11 protein-coding genes and 1 pseudogene are annotated in these 20,925 nt (G+C 70.8%); 3 read left to right on the top strand and 9 right to left on the bottom strand.

What is annotated here, in order from left to right:
• Positions 1 to 35 precede the first annotated feature (35 nt).
• Positions 36 to 236: pseudogene (locus A6A29_RS47415) on the top strand (chitin-binding protein); the annotation flags it as partial.
• On the opposite strand, the gene A6A29_RS41270 reads toward A6A29_RS47415, so the two are convergent.
• The 3 genes from A6A29_RS41270 to A6A29_RS41260 form a co-directional block, all read right to left on the bottom strand.
• Complete coding sequence (locus tag A6A29_RS41270; protein WP_073729049.1) at positions 231 to 1,139, bottom strand: esterase/lipase family protein; 909 nt, start codon at positions 1,137 to 1,139, stop codon at positions 231 to 233. The pseudogene A6A29_RS47415 and the gene A6A29_RS41270 sit on opposite strands and share 6 nt — an antisense overlap.
• A gap of 207 nt (positions 1,140 to 1,346) precedes the next feature.
• Complete coding sequence (locus A6A29_RS41265; RefSeq protein WP_073729561.1) at positions 1,347 to 2,345, bottom strand: DNA polymerase Y family protein; 999 nt, start codon at positions 2,343 to 2,345, stop codon at positions 1,347 to 1,349.
• Positions 2,342 to 5,821 carry a DNA polymerase III subunit alpha gene (locus tag A6A29_RS41260; RefSeq protein ID WP_073729047.1) on the bottom strand — a complete coding sequence of 1,160 codons (3,480 nt, stop codon included), beginning with the start codon at positions 5,819 to 5,821 and terminating at the stop codon, positions 2,342 to 2,344. Before A6A29_RS41260 ends, A6A29_RS41265 begins: the two co-directional genes overlap by 4 nt.
• A gap of 173 nt (positions 5,822 to 5,994) precedes the next feature.
• Between A6A29_RS41260 and A6A29_RS41255 the strand changes: the two genes are divergently transcribed.
• The gene (locus A6A29_RS41255; protein ID WP_073729045.1) at positions 5,995 to 7,047 is read left to right on the top strand and encodes a DUF3533 domain-containing protein; all 1,053 of its coding nucleotides are present in this window, start codon (positions 5,995 to 5,997) and stop codon (positions 7,045 to 7,047) included.
• On the opposite strand, the gene A6A29_RS41250 is transcribed toward A6A29_RS41255, so the two are convergent.
• From A6A29_RS41250 to A6A29_RS41240, 3 genes are all read right to left on the bottom strand, one after another.
• The gene (locus tag A6A29_RS41250) at positions 7,040 to 7,654 is read right to left on the bottom strand and encodes a hypothetical protein (protein WP_073729043.1); all 615 of its coding nucleotides are present in this window, start codon (positions 7,652 to 7,654) and stop codon (positions 7,040 to 7,042) included. The genes A6A29_RS41255 and A6A29_RS41250 overlap by 8 nt on opposite strands.
• Before the next feature lie 253 nt (positions 7,655 to 7,907).
• Complete coding sequence (gene adhE, locus A6A29_RS41245; RefSeq protein WP_079183254.1) at positions 7,908 to 10,505, bottom strand: bifunctional acetaldehyde-CoA/alcohol dehydrogenase; 2,598 nt, start codon at positions 10,503 to 10,505, stop codon at positions 7,908 to 7,910.
• 358 nt (positions 10,506 to 10,863) lie between these two features.
• Positions 10,864 to 11,949, bottom strand: coding sequence for a S1 family peptidase (locus tag A6A29_RS41240; RefSeq protein WP_073729039.1), 1,086 nt, complete (start codon positions 11,947 to 11,949; stop codon positions 10,864 to 10,866).
• 376 nt (positions 11,950 to 12,325) lie between these two features.
• Here A6A29_RS41240 and A6A29_RS41235 point away from each other — a divergent pair, with 376 nt between their 5' ends.
• Complete coding sequence (locus A6A29_RS41235; protein WP_073729037.1) at positions 12,326 to 13,210, top strand: alpha/beta fold hydrolase; 885 nt, start codon at positions 12,326 to 12,328, stop codon at positions 13,208 to 13,210.
• Between the two features lie 36 nt (positions 13,211 to 13,246).
• On the opposite strand, the gene fxsT is transcribed toward A6A29_RS41235, so the two are convergent.
• The 3 genes from fxsT to fxsBH form a co-directional block, all read right to left on the bottom strand.
• Positions 13,247 to 17,182 carry an FxSxx-COOH system tetratricopeptide repeat protein gene (gene fxsT / locus A6A29_RS41230; RefSeq protein ID WP_073729035.1) on the bottom strand — a complete coding sequence of 1,312 codons (3,936 nt, stop codon included), beginning with the start codon at positions 17,180 to 17,182 and terminating at the stop codon, positions 13,247 to 13,249.
• Positions 17,179 to 18,525, bottom strand: coding sequence for an FxsC protein (fsxC, locus tag A6A29_RS41225; RefSeq protein ID WP_158074510.1), 1,347 nt, complete (start codon positions 18,523 to 18,525; stop codon positions 17,179 to 17,181). Before fsxC ends, fxsT begins: the two co-directional genes overlap by 4 nt.
• 91 nt (positions 18,526 to 18,616) lie before the next feature.
• A complete protein-coding gene (gene fxsBH, locus A6A29_RS41220; protein ID WP_073729031.1) occupies positions 18,617 to 20,923 on the bottom strand; it encodes a radical SAM/SPASM protein FxsBH, inactivated beta-hydroxylase extension form in 2,307 nt (768 codons plus the stop codon).
• Positions 20,924 to 20,925 lie beyond the last annotated feature (2 nt).

Below are 20,925 nucleotides of genomic sequence, written 5' to 3'. Positions count from 1 at the left end.
CCCCCGCTCAGAGGCTCCTCAAGGGCGTCATCACGATCGCCCGTCGCAGGCTCGCCGCAGCCGCCGCCCTCGGTGCCGTACCGCTCGCGCTGACCGGTCTGTCCGTCACCCCGGCCGCCGCCCACGGTTCGCCGACGGACCCGGTCAGCCGGGTGTCCGCCTGTTTCGCGGAAGGGCCCCAGAGCCCGGATTCGGCGGCGTGCAGGGCGGCGGTCGGTGCGGCCTCCGGGTCAGCCGACCACCGAGGCGCAGGTCGTCGGGGTGGCGCGCGCCGGGTCGAGGGCGTTCGCAACCTCGTGGAAGGCGATCCGGTCGATGGTCCCGATCGCCACGTGCTCGGACAGGTCGACCGGGCACAGGTCCTGGAGCAGGACGTTGCGTACGTTCGGGCCGTCGAGGTATTGCGTGCGGTACGGGGTGACGACCTCGTCGTACCTGGTCGCGATGACGGTGTAGCGGACGCCCGGTACGGTGTCGCCGCCCGCGTTGAGCTTGGTGATGAACGGCGAGCCCGCGATCTGGTCGGCGAGGCCGGGGGTCTTCGCGGTGAGCAGGTCCTCGGCGCCGGGGAAGTACGGCAGCAGCTTGGTCAGCCCCAGGAGCGTGGTGCCGTGGTTGTCGGGGGCGATCCCGATGAGGGCGTTCACCTTGTCGGCGCCGCCGAGGAACTTCAGGTAGTAGTTCGGCATCATGCCGCCCTGCGAGTGGCCGACCAGGTCGGCCTTGGGCGCTCGGGTGGCGGCGAGCACCTTGTCGACGAACGTGTCGAGCTGACCGGCGGACCTGTCGATGGGGCCGAGTCCGTTGAAGAACGGCACGCCGGGGAGTTGGCCGTAGTCGAGCGAGTAGACGCAGTAGCCCCGGTTGACGAGGTAGGGGGCGAGGACGAGCCAGTTGTCGATCGCGTTCCCGAAGGTTCCGTGGACCAGGACGACCGGGCGGGGGTGGGCGGCGGAGGGCTTGCAGGAGTAGTCGTTCCAGCCACGGGAGGCGGCGGCCTCCGCGGCGACCGTGGAGGCGGCGGGGGTGGCCGCGGTGGCGGTCGCCGTGGGGGTGGCGAGGGCCGCGACGGCGAGGAGCAGTGCGGCGAGGGTCCTGCGCGCACGAGGGGTGCGCGACGCACGTGTCCGGGGCAGCATCGTGTGGTCTCCTTGCGGCTCAAGGGAGTGGGGATGTCGGTGCGCCCTGCGGCCCGGACCACAAGTCTTCTGTCGCTCTTCCTTCGGTCGCTCTTCTTTTCGTGCTCATGCCAAATTACGCACGAGTAAGGTCGGGAGGGAAGTTACGCGTCGGTAAAAACTGCTGCCGCACCACCGCATGCCGCACCGGACGGACATCACGGCACGTCAGGCGGCGAGCCGCCCCGGCTTCACCGCCTGTGGCCCGAACTTCGCCCGCAGCCGGTCCGACACCTCCTCGATCCGGCGTGCCCGCTCGTCCGCCGGATCGAGGCTGAGCTGATGGGACGCCCGTTCCGCGTCGCCGAGCCCCTCGGCCCGCAGCGCGATCCCCCGGACCCGGGCCCGTTGCAGGCCGAGCGAGTCCTGGATCCGGTACGCGAGCGCGGTGAGCGCCGCCGAGTGGGCGGTGGGCTCCCGGAGCGTACGGCTGCGGGTCAGCGTCGCGTAGCCAGTCCGGTCGGCGTACCGCACGGAGACCGCGAGCGCACGGCACACCTGCCCCTCGGCGCGCAGCCGGGCGCCGAGCTCCTCGGTGAGCGAGAGGAGCGCGCGGCGGTGCCGCTCCCGGTCCAGTTCGTCGTGCGGGAAGGAGCGTTCGGCGGCGATGGACCGGGCGGCGGCGTTCGGCAGGACCCGGGTGCGGTCGATGCCGTTCGCCCGCTCCCACAGCTCGCGGCCGGTCCGCACCCCGGTGATCCGCTGCAGGGTGGCGAGCGGCGCCGCGGCGATCCGGCCGACGGAGTCGAGCCCGTATCCGCACAGGGTGCGTGCCGTCGCCGCCCCGACACCCTCCAGCGCGGCGGCCGGCAGGGGCGCGAGGAACGCGGCCTCCTGGCCGCCGGGCACCACGAAGGTCGCGCCGGGCGCCGCCCGCCGCGCCGCCATCCGGGCCGGCATGGGGGTGCGGGCCGCCCCGATCGCGCATTCCACGCCGTGCAGGGCGAGCGCCCGGACCCGGATCACCGCGGCCAGGCCCGCCGCGTCCTGCCCGAAGTAGCGCAGCGCGCCGCTCACATCGGCGAGCGCCCCGTCGGGCGGTGCGGCCTCGACGACCGGGGTGAACGCGCCGAGGAGGGCGAGCATCCCCTCGTAACCGGCGCTGTCCACCGGCCCGCCGCCGATCCGACGGAAGCGCAGGCACAGAATCGTCGCCCGGTCACTCATCCCGCGCTCCCGGGGCTCCGGTGCCACAACTTCCTTCCGGTGGGGGCCCCTTCGCCGGGCGGCTGGAGGTCGGACCAGGGATTCATCTCGTAGCCGGTGGACAGCTGGATACGCCGGCCGTCGGCGCCCCCGGGTGCCTCCTTTGAAGCGGTGTCCTCGTCCGGCACCTCCGCCAGCCGGGCCGCGACCGCGTCGAGTCCGCCGGTGCGGCGCAGCTCCGCCAGTTCCGCCAGGTTCCAGGCCGCGGCGCCGACCACGCTCAGGCTCCGCGGGCCACGCCGTTGCACCACACCGCGCACCAGCAGCAGCCAGGAGTGGAAGACCGTGTGCGCGCAGGCCGCGTGGCTGTCGTCGAAGAAGGCCAGGTCCACCAGGCCGGTGCCGTCGTCCAGGGTGGTGAAGATGACCCGGCGCCCGGAGCGGACCGGCGGGGTCTGGGTGGCCGCCTTGGCGCCCGCGACCAGCACCGTCTCCCCGTGCCGCGCCTCCCGCAGCCGCTTGGCGGAGACCGCGCCCAGCTCCTCCAGGAAGGCATGGTGGTCCCCCATCAGATGGCGCGAGACATCCATGCTCAGCACACCGAGCTCGGCGCTGAGCCGCTCCGCGTCATTGAGGTCGGGCAGGCCGATGGAGCCGGACTTCCGGCCCTCCCCCAGCGGGAGCTGGGCCCCGCGGGTGCCCGGTCCGGCGCTCCGCCGGGCGCGGTGGAGTTCGGAGAGGTGCAGCAGCAGATCGCGGCGGTTGGCGCCGAAGGCGTCCAACGCGCCCACCTGGGCCAGCCGTTCGGCCACCGGCCGGCCCGGCCGGGCACGCTGCCAGAAGTCCAGCAGCGAGGTGTACGGCTGCCCGGCCTCGATCCGGGCGACCTCCGCCTCGCTGATGCCGTGGACGTCCGGGAGCGCCAGCCGCAGCCCCCACTTCCCGGCACCGCCCTCCTCACCGGACACCAGTTCGATTCGATGAGCGGCCGCCGACCGGTTGACGTCCAGCGGCAGCACCGGCACTCCGCGCCGCCGCGCGTCCGCGAGCAGCAGCCGCTTCGGGTACATCCCCGGGTCGTGCGTGAGCAGCCCGGCGTAGAAGGCCGCCGGATGGTGCGCCTTGAGCCAGGCCGACTGGTACGTCGGTACGGCGAAGGCGACCGCGTGCGCCTTGCAGAAGCCGTAACTGCCGAACGCCTCGATGATCTCCCAGGTACGGGCGATCACCTCGATGCCGTACCCCTTCGCCGCCGCATGCCGCGCGAACCAGATCTTGATCCGGCCCTGCGACTCGGGGTCGGAGAGCCCGCGCCGCACCCGGTCGGCCTCGCCCCGGCCGCAGCCGGTCATGATGTCGACCATCTCGATGATCTGTTCATGGAAGACGACCACCCCGTAGGTGTCCCGCAGCGGCCCTTCCAGGTCGGGATGCGGGTAACGGACGGGCGCCCTGCCGTGCCGGGCCTCGATGAACGGCCGCACCATGTCGGCGGCGACCGGTCCGGGCCGGAACAGCGAGATGTCCACGACCAGGTCGTGGAAGGTGGCGGGCTGGAGCCTGCCGACCAGATCGCGCTGGCCCGGCGACTCGATCTGGAAGCAGCCCAGCGTCTCGGCGGTCCTGATCAGCCGGTACGTCTCCGGGTCTCCGGGCGGTACGGCATCGAGGTCCACCTCCTCCCCCGAGGCCCGCTTCACCTCCGTGACCGCGTGCGCCATCGCCGACTGCATCCGTACGCCCAGCACATCGAGCTTGAGCAGCCCGAGGTGCTCCACGTCCTCCTTGTCGAACTGCGCCATCGGGAAGCCCTCGCCGCTGGTGGGCATGACCGGGGTACGGCTCAGCAGCGTGGCGTCCGAGAGCAGCACCCCGCACGGGTGCATGGCGATGCCGCGGGGCAGCGCGTCCAGCGCCTCCACCAGTTCCCAGAGCCGGCCGTACCTCTCCTTGTGCCGGGCCACCTCCTTCAGTTCGGGCAGTTCCTCCATGGCGGCGCGGGCGTCGCGGGCCCGGATGTGCGGGAATGCCTTGGCGAGCCGGTCGGTCTCGGCCGGGTCCATGGAGAGCGCGGCCCCGACGTCCCGGATCGCGTGGCGCACCCGGTAGGTCTCGGGCATGGCGACGGTGGCGACCCGCTCGGCACCGAAGCGCCCGATGATCCTGCGGTAGACGTCCAGGCGGCGGGCCGACTCGACGTCGATGTCGATGTCGGGCAGCACGAAGCGCCGCTTGGACAGGAAGCGCTCCATCAGCAGCCCGTGCTCGACCGGGTCGGCGTGCGCGATCCCGAGGAGATGGTTGACCAGGGAGCCCGCCCCGGAGCCACGGGCGGCGACCCGGACCCCCATGTCCCGTACGTCGTCGACGACTTGGGCGACCGTGAGGAAGTACGAGGCGAAGCCGTGGTGGGCGATGACGTCCAGTTCGTGATGCATCCGCTCCCAGTAGTCGTGCCTGCGGTCGTACCCGCGCAGCACCATGCCCGCGGCGGCCCGGGAGGCCAGCACCCGCTGGGCGGTGCGCCGCCCGGCTCCGACGAGACGCGGTTCGGGGAAGTGGACGGAGCCGAGCCCGAGGTCGTCCTCGGGGTCGACGAGACAGGCGTCGGCGGTGCGGCGGGTCTCCGCCAGCAGTCGCGCCCCGGCGTCGGGGCCGAGACCGGCGGCGGCGGTGATCCGCCCGGCGGTCTCCCCCATCGCGCGGGCGTCCTTGAGCCAGCGCTCACCGCTGTCGAGGGGCGAGCGGCGCGGGTCGACGGGAACGAGCCTGCGGGCCGAGTCGAGCACATCGGCGACCGGGCCCTGCTCCCGGTCGGCGTACCGGACGGCGTTGGTCAGCACGGCCCGCACCCCTTGTTCGGCGGCGAAGCCGACGGTACGGGCGGCGAGCCGCAGCGATCCGGGTCCGGTGCCCTCGCGTCCGTGGTGGACGGCTTCGAGGCGCAGGTCGTCGCCGTACATCTCCCGCCAGGGCGCGAGCAGCGCGGCGGCCCGGTCGGGGCGGCCGGCGGCCAGCGCCCAGCCGACCTCGGAGGCGGGCCCGAGCAGCACGGTGAGCCCTTCGGCGGGCAGCGCGGGCCAGTCCACCAGGGGCGGCCCGCCCGCGACGGACGGGTCCGCGGGTACGGCATGGGCGGCGGTGACGAGCCGGCACAGCTCCGCCCAGCCGCGGGCGCCGTCACGGGCGAGAAAGGTGACCCGGGGCGCGGATTCATCGACAAAGGCACCACCGCGGACGGGCGCGCGGAGCCGATGCGTACGGCCCGCTTCCCTCGTACGCCGCGCCACCGCGAGGTCCGCCCCGAAGAGCGGCCGGATCCCGGCCTTCTCGCAGGCCCTGGCGAAACGGACCGCGCCCGCGAGGGTGTCGCGGTCGGTCAGCGCGAGGGCATCCATCCCCCGCTCCGCGGCACGCTCGGCCAGCCGCTCCGGGTGCGAGGCCCCGTACCGCAGGGAGAACCCGGAAGCGGTGCGCAGATGTGTGAACCCGGACATCCGCACCTCCTGGACCGATCCGCTCTGTACTCACCACCCCCTGTCTCTCCACCATAGACCAAGTTCGAACATTCGTGCGATAACCGAGGGGCGGGGCACCCCTCCGACCGTTCCGTCAGCCATTCGGCCCTGCCCCACCTGCGTAAACAACGGGCCGCCCGGACCGTGGGGGCATGACTTTCGTCGACGAGGTGAAGAACGCCGTCACTCCACGGGCCGCCCTGCTCGTCATCGGGGTGCTCGGGCTGCAGCTGCTGTTCATCGCGTCCTACGTCGGGGCGCTGCACAAGCCGAAGCCGACCGATGTCGCGTTCGGGGTGGTGGCCCCCCAGCAGATGTCCCAGCGACTCGTCACCCAGCTGGACGAGCTGCCCGGCGGTCCCCTGGACCCCCGCGAGGTCGGCGACGCCGCCGAGGCCCGCGAGCAGATCCTGAACCGCGACATCGACGGCGCCCTGATCGTCGACCCGGCGGGAAGGACCGACACCCTGCTGGTCGCCTCCGGCGGCGGCACCGTCCTGGCCTCCTCCCTGGAGAAGATCCTCACCGGGGTCGAGGCCACCCAGCGCCGGACCGTGCGCACCGTGGACGTGGCCCCCGCCTCCCGCGAGGACTTCGACGGGCTCTCGTCCTTCTACCTCGTGGTGGGCTGGTGCGTGGGCGGCTATCTCTGCGCCTCGATCCTGGCGATCAGCGCCGGCTCCAAGCCCGCCAACCGGCAGCGCGCGATGATCCGGACCGGCGTCATGGCGCTGTACTCGATCGCGGGCGGGATCGGCGGCGCGATCATCATCGGACCGATCCTCGGCGCCCTGCCCGGCAGCGTGTGGGGCCTGGCCGGCCTGGGCGCGCTGGTCGTCTTCGCGGTCGGCATGATCACGCTCGCCCTGCAGGCGCTGACCGGCATCGTCGGCATCGGCCTGGCCGTCCTGATCATCGTGATCGCGGGCAACCCGAGCGCGGGCGGCGCCTTCCCGCTGCCGATGCTGCCGGACTTCTGGCGGGCGATCGGCCCCGCCCTGCCACCGGGTGCGGGCACCTGGGTGGCCCGCTCGATCGCGTACTTCAAGGGCAACGCGATCACCGGACCGCTGCTGGTGCTCTCCGCCTGGGCGGTCGTCGGTACGGTCTTCACCCTGCTGCTGTCGATGCGGCACCAGCCGGAGACGGCCCCGCCCGGCCCGGCGCCCACGGCGACGGCACCGGGCGGGCCGACCCTCACCTGAGCTTGTTCACGGCCACCCGGGTGGTCTCCTTGAAGGCGGCGACGGGCGGGTCGCCCCAGTTGCTCTCCCAGCTGACGATCGTCACGGTGTCGCCGTCGCGGCCCACCGAGACCAGCTGGTTCTGATACCCCCAGCCGCCCTGGAAGCCGATGCCGTAGACATGGGCGCCCTCCTCGGCGGCGACCGTGCCGTGGTCCCAGAACGTCACGGGACGGCTCGGCTGCTCCTGCTCCATACGGGCCTCGCAGCCCGCGATCGACGCCTCGGCCTGTGCGCCGAATCCGGCGGCCGCGGCCTCGGTGGGGAAGACCACGGACACCTGCGAGCCCCCGGCCGTCTCCGGGGTGCCGTAGGTGGCGTTCCAGACATCCCCCTCGGGCAGAACGAGCGCCTCCGCGCAGATCGCCTGGTGCGGCCCCTCGGAGGGACCGGACGACCAGTACCACGCCGAGAAGGGATCCGGCGGCATGTCCGACGGCTCCAGGAACCCCGGCATCGTCGCCTCCGCCGCACCGGCGGCCGAGGCCGGCACCACTCCCGTCACCAACGCCGCGGCGACGGCAGCCACCACCACGATCCCTCCGGCCGGACGACGTCCACGTCTCATCACACTTCCCCCTGCGGGTGACGCGGCGCCCGCCCCTCGGGCGCCGACGCGATGAGCATGTGCCGATACGGCCGGAGCGCACACCTGATGCACACAGAAAGGCTGGATATACACATGAGTTGTGCCGAATACCACCACTCTTCACGAGTTTCGCCCCGAACAGCAGGACGCCCGGATGGCCGGAATCCGAACGCCCGGATGCCCGGCGCCTGTTCGGCACCGGGCATCGGGGACGGGGCACGCGGGTCTCCGCTCAGCTGCCGTAATACGCCCGTCGCATCAGCCGGACCATGTCGTCGATCATCGGCATCCGCGGGTTGGCGGGGGCGCACTGGTCGGCGTACGCGTTCATCGCCTGCTGGGGCAGCGCCTCGATGAACGCCGTCTCGTCGACGCCCTCCTCGGCGAAGGAGGCCGGGATTCCGCACTTGGCGCGCAGCTCCTCGACGGCCCGCGCGTAGGACTCCACGCCCTCGGCCGGGGTCGACGCGGGCAGCCCCAGCATCCCGGCGATCTCCTGGAACCGCTCCGGGGCCCGGTAGACCTCGGCCTTCGGCCACGGGGTGGCCTTGCCGGTGACCTGGCCGTTGTGCCGGATGACATGCGGCAGGAGCAGCGCGTTGGTGCGGCCGTGCGGGACGTGGAAGGTGTTGCCCAGGGTGTGGGCCATGGCGTGCACCAGGCCGAGGAAGGCGTTGGCGAAGGCCATCCCGGCGACGGTCGACGCGTTGTGCATCTTCTCCCGCGCCTCGGGGTCCCGCGCCCCGTCCACCACACACCGCTCCAGGTTCCCGAAGATCAGCTTGATGGCCTGGAGGCAGAGCCCGTCGGTGTAGTCGTTGGCGTAGACGGAGACGTACGCCTCGGTGGCGTGGGTCAGCGCGTCGAACCCGGAGTCCGCGGTGACGTTCGGCGGCAGCCCCATCGGCAGCACCGGGTCGACGATGGCGACGTTCGGGGTGAGGGCGTAGTCGGCGAGCGGGTACTTCTGCGCCGCCGCCGGGTCGGAGATCACCGCGAACGGGGTCACCTCACTGCCGGTGCCCGAGGTGGTCGGGACGGCGACGAGCTGCGCCTTCTCGCCCAGCGAGGGGAAGGTGTAGGCGCGCTTGCGGATGTCGAAGAACTTCTCCTTGGTGTCCGCGAACTCGACCTCGGGGTGCTCGTACATCAGCCACATGATCTTCGCCGCGTCCATCGCGGAGCCTCCGCCGAGCGCGATGATCGTGTCCGGTTCGAAGTCGCGCATCAGCGCCGCCCCGGCCCGTACGGTCTCCAGCTCCGGGTTGGGCTCGACCTGGTCGATCACCTGGAGGGTCACCCCGGCGCCCGGACGGGAGTGCAGGATGTCGATGACCTTCTGTACGTAGCCCAGCCTGCCCATGGTCTTGTCGGTGACGACGGTGACCCGGCTCAGACCGTCCATCTCGGCGAGGTAGCGCAGCGCGTTGCGCTCGAAGTAGATCTTCGGCGGCACCTTGAACCACTGCATGTTGTTGTTGCGCCGTCCGATCCGCTTGATGTTGACGAGGTTGACCGCGGAGACGTTGTCGGAGACCGAGTTGTGCCCGTAGCTGCCGCAGCCGAGGGTGAGAGAGGGCAGGAAGGCGTTGTAGACGTCGCCGATGCCGCCGAAGGTCGAGGGGGCGTTGACGATGATCCGGACCGCCTTGACGCGCCTGCCGAACTCCTCGGCCAGCTCCTCGTCCTCGGTGTGGATGGCCGCGCTGTGCCCCAGCCCGTGGAACTCGACCATCCGGGCGGCGAGTCCGAGTCCGTGCTCGGTGGAGTCGGCCTTCAGGGCGGCCAGCACCGGGGAGAGCTTCTCCCGGGTGAGCGGTTCGCCCTCACCCACCTCCGCGCATTCGGCGATGAGGAGCGAGGTGTTGTCGGGGACCTGGAATCCGGCCTGTTCGGCGATCCACTGCGGCGACCTCCCGACGACGTCCGCGTTCAGCTTCGCGCCGGAGCAGTTGGCGGCGAAGGCCGTGGTGCCGAAGACGAATTCCTCCAGCTTGGTCTTCTCGGCTGCGGTGACGACATACGCGCCCAGGCGCTCGAATTCCGCGAGGCCCCGGTCGTACACCTCGTGGTCGAGAATGACGGCCTGCTCGGAGGCGCAGACCATGCCGTGGTCGAAGGACTTCGAGAGCACGATGTCATGCACCGCGCGCCGGAGCCCGCCGCTTGCGGTGACATAGGCGGGCACGTTTCCCGCGCCGACACCGATGGCGGGCTTGCCGCACGAATAGGCGGCCTTGACCATGGCGTTCCCGCCCGTCGCCAGGATGGTGGAGACGCCGTCGTGGTTCATCAGGAGGCCCGTCGCCTCCATCGAGGGTTCCTCGATCCACTGCACGCAGTCCTCGGGCGCGCCGGCCGCGACCGCCGCGTCGCGGACCGTCCGGGCGGCCTCGGCCGAGCACCGCTGCGCGGAGGGGTGGAAGGCGAAGATGATCGGATTGCGGGTCTTCAGCGCGATCAGCGCCTTGAAGACGGTGGTGGAGGTCGGGTTGGTCACCGGGGTCATCGCGCAGACGACACCGACCGGTTCGGCGATTTCGGTGATGCCGTTCACCTCGTCGCGGCTGATGACCCCGACGGTCTTCAGCCCTTCCATCGAATGCGTGACGTGCTCGCAGGCGAACAGGTTCTTGACGGCCTTGTCCTCGAAGATCCCGCGCCCGGTCTCCTCGACCGCCATCTGCGCGAGCTCGCCGTGCCGGGCGAGTGCCGCGAGCGATGCCCTCTTGACGATGTGGTCGACCTGTTCCTGCGTGAACGCCCCATAGGCGTCCAGCGCGTTCAGGGCCCTTTGGACCATTTCGTCCACCATCTCATCGGCCTTCATGGCAGGAACTCCTTCTTCGAGTCTGTGTTCCTCCGCCCTTCCATTCGACACCGGTGATCACTCGGAGGCTGTCGCCAAAGGCCCCGAGCGCAGGGCACAAAGTCCTTCACGGGGCGCACCGTTCTCCCTGCGCACCCGCTCCCACCTGCGAAGACAGCAAGGGACCAAAGCCCCGCCCAGCCTTGTGAAAGCGTTCACAAATAATGTCGCGGGACCACCCGGACCCGGAGTCCGAGACGCACCGGAGAGGCCCCCGGCTCAGCCGGGGGCCTCGTTGTTCCGCGATGTGCTGTTCCGCGTTGTTCCGCGCCGTCCCGCGCTATCGCGCGCTATTACGCGCTGTTCCGCCGGGACCCGGTCAGCCGATCTCGGCCCCGAAGGCGGCCAGCGCCTCCGGTACCGGCTGGAAGAAGGTCTCCCCGCCCGAGGAGCAGTCGCCGCTGCCGCCCGAGGTCAGACCGATCGCGGTGTCGCCCGAGAAGAGCGAGCCGCCGCTGTCGCCCGGTTCGGCGCAGACCGTCGTCTGGATGAGACCGTTGACGATGTCACCGTTGCCGTAGTTGACCGTGGCGTCCACGGCGGTGACCTCACCGTCGTGCACCTGGGTGGTGGAACCACTGCGGGTCACCGACATGCCGACCGTCGCCTCACCCGCCCGGGTGATCGGCTGGGTCGTGCCGTCGTAGAGGTCGACCTCGCTGGGGTGCTCCACCTCCGAGGTGTACTTGACCAGGCCGTAGTCGTTGTCCGGGAAGCTGGAGCCCTCGTTCGCCCCGATCTCCGCACCGCCCTGCGAGTCCGACCAGCTGGTGACGGCCTCGGTGCAGTGCCCGGCGGTCAGGAAGTACGGCGCGCCGTCCTTGACCACGTTGAAGCCGAGCGAACAACGGGAGCCGGAGCCCCAGATCGCGTCGCCGCCCGCGATGAGCGGCTTGAACTCCCCTGCGGTCCTCTTCAGTTCGGCCTTTGAGCCGAGTCCGTCGACCACCGCGGAGACCTTGTCCCAGGCCGCACCGTCGACCGTGCGGTCGGCGGTGACGACCACCTTGTTGCTCACCGGGTCGACGGCCCAGGAGGTACCGGGGACCGCGGCCCTGTCGGTGAGGGTCGCGCGGGCGGACTTCAGCTCGGCGAGGGAGTTCTGTACGACTCTGGCCTCGGCACCCGCCTGGCGCACCCGCTCGGCGGCGGCCTCGTCGACCACGTTCACGACGAGGCTCTTCGCCCCGGCGTCGTAGTACGCGCCGGCCGTGTCACCGCCCAGGTCCTTGTCCAGGGTGGTGGCGAGCTTTCCGGCCGCGTTCGCGGTGAGCGTCCGCGCGGAGAACTGCGGCACATCGTCACTGGCGTTCGCAGTCTGAAACGTCATTCCCGCTGCGACCAGGGCGACGACGGCCGAACCGGTCACCATCGCGCGCTTCCTGGATATGCGTCGATGCTTCAACTTCGACCTCCTGTGGGGCCGCGCACGGACAAGTGGGGTGCCCGTACACGGAGGATGGGGCCGCCCACTATGGCGATGCCGCCGGACAGCGCACAAGGCCGATGCCCGGACGCACACACGACACCGACACTTCACCCCTCTCGTGTTCACGTACGGGAAGGCGATGCAACGGCCGTTCCATGTGCGAACACCCGTACAACCAGCGAACGTCTGCGGATACGGGCCGGGGCCCCCGCGGAATGCCCTGCTCAATACCTTCACGGTTCCTTCGGGCGAGGAGTCCCGGTCACGCCCCTGATGGGTCATCATCGAAAAGGCAGCACACGCGGGCACACCGTGCCCGGACCGGCCGGGGAACCGAGCGGAGGAGGCACGGGTGCGAAGTCGGGTGCGCGCGGCGGACGGGCGGCATCTGATGGTGGAGCGCCTGGGTGATCCGCGCGGCAGACCGGTCTTCCTGCTCCACGGAATGCCGGGCAGCAGGCTGGGCCCCGCTCCACGCGGCATGGTGCTCTACCAGCGCCACACACAGCTGATCGCCTACGACCGCCCGGGATACGGCGGCTCCGACCGGCACGCGGGCCGCCGGGTGATCGACGGCGTCGAGGACGTACGGGCGATCGCCGACTCGCTGGGCCTGGAGCGGTTCGCCGTCGTGGGCCGCTCCGGTGGCGCCCCGCACGCCCTGGCCTGCGCGGCGCTGATGCCGGACCGGGTCACCCGCACCGCCGCCCTGGTCGGCCTCGCCCCCTGGGACGCGGAAGGTCTCGACTGGTTCGAGGGGATGGCGGCGTCCAATGTGCTCGCCTACTCCACCGCCGCCGCCGACCCGGACGGGCTCGCGGAGTCCTTCATCATCCGCTCCGCGGAGATCCGGCAGAACCCCGTCCGGCTCCTGGACGATCTGCGCCGGGAGCTGACCGACTCCGACCGGGTGGTGGTCAACGACGCCGGAATCCGTTCGATGCTGCTGCGCAACTACCGCGAGGGGCTGCGCACCTCGGCGTACGGATGGATCGACGACGCCATCGCCCTCTGCCGCCCCTGGGGCTTCGATCCGGCGTCGATCACCGGACCGGTGATGCTCTGGCACGGGGAGAAGGACGTGTTCACCCCGGTCGGCCACACCCGCTGGCTGGCCGGACAGATCCCGGGAGTCACCGCCGTACTGGAACCGGCGGCGGCACACTTCGACGCACTGTCCGCGCTCCCCGGAATCCTCAACTGGCTGCTGGACGACCGGGAGCGCACGGACGCGTGAGCGCGGCCGGGCCCGCCGCGGCGGGCCCGGTCCGGCTCACACCGTGAGCGGTTCCAGTTCGCGCCGGAACCGGCGCTCGTCACGGGCTATCCGGGTCAGCGGATGGTCGTCCCCGAGTTGCCGGGACAGCTCGGCGACCACCTCCGCACGCAGTTGCACCGCCTCGTCCTCGCGGCCCAGCGCGTCGAGGGTGACCGCCCTGTTCGAGATCATGGCCAGGGTCTCGGGGTGATGTGCCCCCAGGGCCTCCCGCAGCTGCGTGGTCAATCGCTCCTCGGTCTCCAGCACCAGGGCGAGATTCCCCCGGTCCGCGGTCGTGCCGGCGAGATTCATCACGCAGAACAGGGTGTTGGGGTGCTCGCGGCCGAACCTCTCCCGCATCGAGGCGACCACCATCGTCAGCACCTTCTCCGACTGGTCCACCTCCCCGGTGCCCGACAGATAGATGCCGAGATTGTTCTGGGCCGCCAGGGTGTACGGGTGCTTCTCCCCCGGCACCTTCATGTACTGGTCGACGACCTCCTGGGCGGTGTCCCTGGCCTCGGCCGCCTCGCCCGCCGCGAACAGGTCCGCCGCCAGGTTGAGGTCGCAGGCCAGCGAATCGGGGTTGGCGATCGTGTACTTCGCCCGGTACCTGGCGCGGGTGGCCACCGTCAGCCGGTGGGCGTCCTCCAGCCGGCCCGCCCTGCGCAGCGACACCGCCAGGCTCTTCGCGGCGCTGAGCGTGGCGGGGAAACTCCGGCCGAGCGTGTGCTTGAAACTGTCGTACGTGCGGCTGAGCAGCCCCACGGAGTCCTCGTACCGTCCGACCTCGCGCAGGTCGCGGGCCAGGTTCATCGCGGAGGAGAGACTGTACGGGTGCTCCGGGCCGAGCACGTCGGAACGCAGGTCGTAGACGTCCTGGTCGATCTCGCGCGCCTTGGCGTACTGCCCGACGCTCCGCAGGTTCAGGGCCAGGTTGTTGGCCGCCGCCAGCGTCCTGGGGTGCGAGTCGTGGAAGATCTGGCTGAATCCGTCGCGGGCGTCGGTCGCCAGCTCGATCGCCTGCGCGTAGTCGCCGAGCAGACCGAGGTCGATGGCCAGACTGCTGGTGGTCATGTACGTGTGCGGGTGCTCCGGGCCCAGTACCTCCCGCTGCCGCTGGAGGGTGAACTCGTCGAGCTCCTTCGCCTCCACATACCGTCCGCGCGTACGCAGGATGTTGGAGATGTGGAAGCAGAGGTACAGGTACTGGAGATCCCGCTCCCCCAGCGTCTCCAGCCAGGTCTCGCGCAGTTCGCCCCCGAGGGTGGCCGCGGTCCGGACGTCTCCGCGCTTCCACAGGTAGCGCACCCGGTCGATCAGGAGCCTGCGGGCCTCCGGCTCCTTGCAGTTGCGCGCGTCGGACGGGCCGAGGTGGGGCCAGATGGTGGCGAAGGTCTGCCAGGTCTCCGGGTTGTCGATCGGCTCGTCGTCGTCGGGCCGCGCGCCCGCCAGGATGCGGTGCACCACATGCCGGGCCTCGCGCTGCTCCTCCTCGCTGAGCTGGGCCCTGATCACCGCCTGCACCAGGCGGTGCACCTGGATCGAGTTGGACACCTGGTCGACCTTGGCGAGGGCGAACCGGCCGATCTCCCGGATGACCCGGCCCAGCACCAGCTTCTCCTGGAGCGAGGAGTCGTACGGCTTCAGCGCCTCGATCATCTCCTTGCTGTAGAGGAGATTCGCGGAGATCGGCTCGGGAGCGAAGAAGGCACAGAGCTGGAGCAGCCGCACCGCCGCGGGCGAGCGCTCCTTCAGGCGGACGATGGAGATGTTCCAGGTCGCGGCCACCGGCTCCGGGTAGCCGGCGGGCTGGTTGAGGGCGAGCACCTGGGGTGCCTGCTGGGCGAGCTGTTCCAGATAGGCGCCGATGGGAGTGGCGGTCTCCGCGATCCAGGCCGCCGCCTGCTCGACGGCGAGCGGCAGGTCACCGACGGCGGTGGCGACCTGGGCGGCGTCGTCGTCGCCGAGTCCCGGGGCGCGGCGCTGGAGGTGCTCGATGGACTCCTCCCGCAGGAAGACGTCGACGGGCAGCGCGTCACCGTGCTGGGACCAGGTCTGGTTCCTGGAGGTCACCAGGATGTGGCCGGAGCCGCCCTGCGGGAAGTAGCGGCGGAGCTGTTCCGGGTCGTCGGCGTTGTCGAAGACCAGCAGCCAGCGGTCCGAGGGCACTCCGCGCCGCAGCAGGTCGACGGCCTCCTGCGAGGCGGCGGCCATGTCCTCGCCGCCCTGGGCACCGAGCCGGACGGCGAGTTCGGCCAGTGAGGCGACCACGTCGTCGGTCTGCTCGGACGATATCCACCACACCAGGTCGTAGTCGGCCATGAACCGGTGCACGTATTCCAGCGCCACCTGGGTCTTGCCGACGCCGCCGAGTCCGTACAGCGTCTGCGGCTGCGGCAGGACGACGGCCATGCCGCCGCCGAGCTGGTCGCGCATCCGCTCCAGGACGAGGGAGCGGCCGGTGAATCCGGGGTTGCGCGGGGGCGCGTTCCAGATCCTCGGCACGGTGCCGGGGAAGCGGGGCCCCGGTGACGTCCCGTCGACCAGTTGCACCGGCCGGTCCAGGGCCCGCATCAGGGCCGAGGTGGCGTGCACCTCGTCGAGGCGGAAGAGGTCGACGGGGTTGCGGTCGATGTAGGGCGCGCTGAGGCGTACGTCCCCGACCCTGAGGGGCAGCAGCTGACGCCTGCCGCCGCCGGGGTCCTCGGCGACCGCTCTGTCCCACACACCCACGGCACGCTGCGACTTGAGGTAGGCGCTGGAGAGCAGGACGACGGTCCTGGCCGCGTTCTCGGCGGTGACGGCGACGGGCTCCTGTGGGCCCCGTTCGGCGGAGACGTCGCGCGGGACGACCCGGAAGCCGGCCCGGGTGAGGACGGATTCGATCCAGTCGGCCCACATCCGGTTCTCCGCCACATAGCTGAGGAAGAGGTCGGCGGGCAGCGCGGGCCTGCGCCGGGTGAAGGCGTCGCGGATCCGCAGGCGCGCCTCTTCGCCCACCGGGGGCATGGAGGTGATCTGCCGGTCGGTGAGGACCGTGGTGAGCCGTTCGAAGGCGGAGAGCAGCGAGTTGGTGAGTCCGGCCTCGTCCCCGAAGGTGGCGAGCGTCTCCTCGTACGCGTAGTAGGGGCGGTACGGGATCTCCACCGCGCCCCAGTAGGCGGTGAGTTCGTCGCCGGACAGGTCGCGCGGCAGCCGGTCGAACTTGAGCCGGGCGAGTGCGCGTCCGGCGTCGGCCTTCTCCTTCTCGCCCTCGTCGATGCGCATCGGGACGGGAAAGATGGAGATGGGGCGGCCGGTGTAGCGCTCGGAGATCTGCCGGGCGACGGAGGCAGCGCCGTCGATGGACTGGTCGCTGAGGGTGAAGCAGTCGACGAGCACGTCCGGGAGGTGGACGGTGCAGATGTCGGCGATGTCGCTGAGCCCGGTACGGCTGTCGATGAGGACGTAGTCGTAGTTGGCCTTCATGTCGTCGCGCAGGGCGTCGAAGAAGTGGCCGCCGCCGAGCCGGTCGTAGAAGTTGTCCCAGTCGAAGGTGGAGACGGTCGCGGAGTACTCGCGGTTCTGCCGTCCGGCGGAGACGAAGTCGAGGGTGCCGCCCTGCGGGAACGCCCAGCCCAGCGCCTCGGGGGTGAGGGAGACCGCGTGCGGCTGGATGCGGGCGTAGTCACGGTGCCAGTCGTCGGATCGCTGGGCGGGGCTGGTCGCGGCCCACGCGTACTCGGTGATCAGGTCGATCACACCGGTGGTGGCACCGAGGGTGGAGGGATCGAGGAAGGGGTGGAAGAACCGGTGGAGACCGGGTGCCTCCAGGTCCCAGTCGACGGCCAGTACCCGTTTGCCGTTGGCGGCGAGGATCCAGGCGGTGTTCGCCAGGGCCATCGTGCGGCCCGTTCCGCCCTTGTACGAGTAGAAAGTGACGATGCGCCCGTCACGACCGGCTGTCATACGTCCTCCGCTTGCGTCGCAGGGTCGTTCGGGTCGGGTAGGAAGCTGGTGTTGCCCATCGGCCCCATCAGTCGCGTCCGTTCGCTGTGTCCTCCACCGGTGGCCGGCGGATAGGCCGTCGCGTGCCGCAGATACTGCTGGGCGGCCACCTCGACCACCTGGGGCAGGACCTGCCCGAATGCCTCCATGCTCGGCACTCCTTTGGCCGCGGCGCGGCAGAAGGCCCGTCCCTGCCGCATTTTGGCCGGCATCGTCTGTTCGAGTTTCTCGGTCAGTTCGGCCTCGGCCGCCCGGCTCTGGTGGTCGTCGCGGTTCCACGGGACGACCATGGTCACCCAGGGCCGGTTCTCGGCGTCGAAGGCGGCGAGCCGGCGCCGCCGGTCCTCGTCCTGAAGCGCCCAGCGGTCGACGAGGAGGATCTCGGGGGTGCTGGGCGACTGCTTGCCCTCCTGGTGCCCGGACTCCTCGTCGAACGAGGAGATGGCGGCCTGGTAGTTGAGCGAGCGCACCAGCTCCTCGGCGACATAGGCGAGCGGTCTCGCGGCGGCCGGGTGGTAGGGGTTCCACTCCTGCGGGTTGTCTCCGTAGTAGTCGGAGTTCCGCCCTGCGGGCAGGTCGTGGCGCGTGGGAGCGCAGATGGTGATCCGCATCGGGCGGGGGGCGCCCACGCCGCTGCTGGGCGAGCCGAAGGCGCTGGGGGCGATGCGGTAGTCGACCGGTCGTCCGGTGTCGATGCGCGCCGTGTCGGCGACGCTGACGATGCGCTTGGCCAGTTCGTAGACGGCCCGTTCGTAGTCCTGGTGGAACAGCCTGAGTTTGATCAGCCCGTAGAGTCCGTCGCTGACGTAGCGGTCTCCGAAGTCACGGTGATTGAACTGCAACCGCTCGGCCGATCCGGGCAGTTGGCTGGGAGGCACCGGAACCCAGAGCGCCGGTACGATCGCTTCGACCGGCTGGTTCGAGCGGGCCCGGTGGTGGATGGCGCGCTGTTCGAACGCGTACCACTCCTTGCCGCACATCTCGCTGGCGAAGTAGCGCGGTGAGAACAGGGGGACGAACACCCGGCAGGTGGCGAGCACTCCGCCGAGCCGTTCCGACCAGCCCTCACCGGAGCGTATCTCCCGGTCCATGAACCCCGCGGGTGCGCCCGCGGGAAGATCGGTCATGGCCATCACATGGCCGCACAGATCCTGAAAAAGCCTTTCGACCCACATATCGGGGTCCGTTCCACCGCCGTACCCCGGTGTGTGTGCGTAACTCAGAAAGAAGTACGGCCGATGGTCCGCCGCTCGCTGCTGCGTCGATGCGTGCACACGACCCCCGTCCTGTGTGAGCACTCGCATCCGAGGAGTAGGGAAAGAATGCGAGCGAATTCATCATTCCGGAGCAGACCATGCTCCACCCCCCTGGCGTTCGGTCATTGAACGCCGCTTTTCAGTCAACCGTCTCCATGTTCGGCACATGTCTTTCCTGATCAAGAACAGGCTTGCGACTGTTCCCCCCAGATGTCCCGTGTGTACCGCTGATCTCTTTACGGACTCCGGCCAGCAGCCGCTTTCCGTCAACGGTCGGTTCGGCCGCTTTTTCGATCATGTCGAGTGCTTGTGGTACGCCCTGGAGGAACTGTGGTGCGAAGAGGCCGAGCCCCACCCGTTCGAAGGTCTCCGCCAGCAATCGGGAGAAGGGAACGGACTCTTCCCGCCAGGGCAACCAATGATCCCAGGAACCGTCCGACGCGTACAGATCCGTGACTTCGGCCAGCGCGCGCAGTTTCGCCCGCCGGAATCCGCCCAGCAGTGCGAGCGCCAGTTCCCGGGCGTCGTTCGCCGCACCGATTCCGAGCGCCCCGTAGCCGTGCCGCCCCGCGGCGGCCCCGGCCGCGGCCAGCGGGGTCAGCGTGGTCAGCGTCGCCGCCGCCTCGGCCGCCTGCTCCGGTACGGCCTCCTCCAGCAGCGCCCACGCGGCGGCGAGGCGTGCGCCCCAGGCGTCGGCCTCGGCCCGCCCGAGCCGCGGCGCGACGGGGGCGCCGAAGCAGTCGCGGTACGGGTCGAGATCGTCGAGTACGAAGGCGGGCACCCCGGCCGCCTCCACCCGGCGCACCGGCTGCCAGTGGGCGTTGTCCGCGGCGCCGCGGAGGACCCGCAGCTCCGTGTGTTCGCCGGGCCCTTCGCGGCGGACCGTGAACCCGTCGCCGGTGGCGCGTACCAGAGCCGTGCCCCGGTCCCCCGGCCCGCCGATGCGCACGGCGCCCAGGGTGGGCAGGAAGAGCCGGCCGTCCCGGTAGTCCACCGGGACGGGCAGGTCGTGTCCGGCGAGCACGGCGGCGGCGGCCACCGACGAGGCCAGCCGCTCCGCGGCCCGCCCGGCGTCGGGCCGCCCGTCGCGCACCCCTTCCAGCGCGTCCAGCAGCCAGCCGCGGGTGAACGGATGGGCCAGCACGCCGTCCAGTCCGGTGGCGCCCGCCGCCGTCCCCTCGGCCCGCGCCGCCAGTTCCCACGCCCGGTCCCAGCTCTCCCCGCCCCGCCCGCCGAGGTCCTCGTTGAGCACCGCGAGCAGGGTGCGCGTCAGGTCCCGCTGCGCCGCGAGGAGTTCCCGCGGCTCGGAGACCGCGGGCGAGCCGGTGGCCGCCGCCGTGCGCTCCTCGATGCCCTCCACGAGCGCCTTCAGATCGGCGCAGTAGACCGAGGGGTTGTCGAAGGCGTTGTCGGAGCGGTAGCGGTGGGTGTAGAGCCCGCCGCCGCACGACCGTACGACGGGGCAGCTCCGGCAGGTGTCACTGACCCCGGCCAGACCGAGCTGTCGCGCCCGGACGCCGGGGTGGGCGGCCACCTCGTCGAAGGAGTTCGTGAACACGTCGAATCCGGTGGCCGCGGCCCCCTCGTAGGCGCTCTTGAGGGAGTCGACCTGTTCCAGTTGCCCGTCGGTCTCGACGACGACCAGATCGGTGGGGGCCAGTCCGAGGGACTCGGTGAGGCTGGGGCCGCCGCTCAGGCTGGACAGGACCGAGGAGAAGATCCGCACCGGCACCGGCCTGCCCCGCTCCGTCCAGCGGTCGAAGACCGCGAGGAGCCAGTCGGCGTAGGCGGTGGGCGATCCGTCCGGGCGTGGCGGGGGGTCGTCCCAGGTGGCGTGCGGGAGGAGGAAGTCGACGAGCGGCGGTTCGAGCTCCGCGAGGGCCTCGTACACCGCGAGGGGGTCGTTGTGGATGTCGACGGTGCACAGGAGGCCGAGGTTGAGATGGCGGTATCGCTCCCGCTGGAGCAGTTCGACGGCCTTGAGGACCTGCGGGTGGCTGGTGCGTCCGTTCGCGAAGCGGCGGTGCCGGTCGTTCGCCGTACGGTCCCCGTCCAGCGAGATCCCGACCTTGACGCCGAACTCGTCGAAGAGGTCGAGGTATCGGGGGCTGAGCTGGACGCCATTGGTGTGAATCCGCAGGTCCAGCTCAGCGATGCCGTGCATAGCTGAGCCGAGCTCCTCGCAGACACGGCGCAGCCGCGCCGGTCCTGCCAGAAGCGGTTCTCCACCGTGCAGGATCACTGAAAGGGAAGAGAGCGCATGAGTCGCCGCATGCTCGGCCAAGCGTCGGGCGGTCCAGGAAATAGCGTCGTCAGAGATTGTCTTGGGGCGGGTACGCCAGCTCTGATCTGCATGTTCGTAGACATAGCAATGGTCACAGGCGAGATCGCACCGGCTGTGCACCTTGAGCACGATTTCGCGAAAGGGGACCAGGGGTCCTGTCATTC

The sequence above is a fragment of the Streptomyces sp. TSRI0281 genome (assembly GCF_001905125.1).
Lineage (GTDB): Bacteria > Actinomycetota > Actinomycetes > Streptomycetales > Streptomycetaceae > Streptomyces.
Note: the sequence above shows the minus strand (reverse complement) of the source record. Positions and strands in the feature narration are given on the sequence as shown.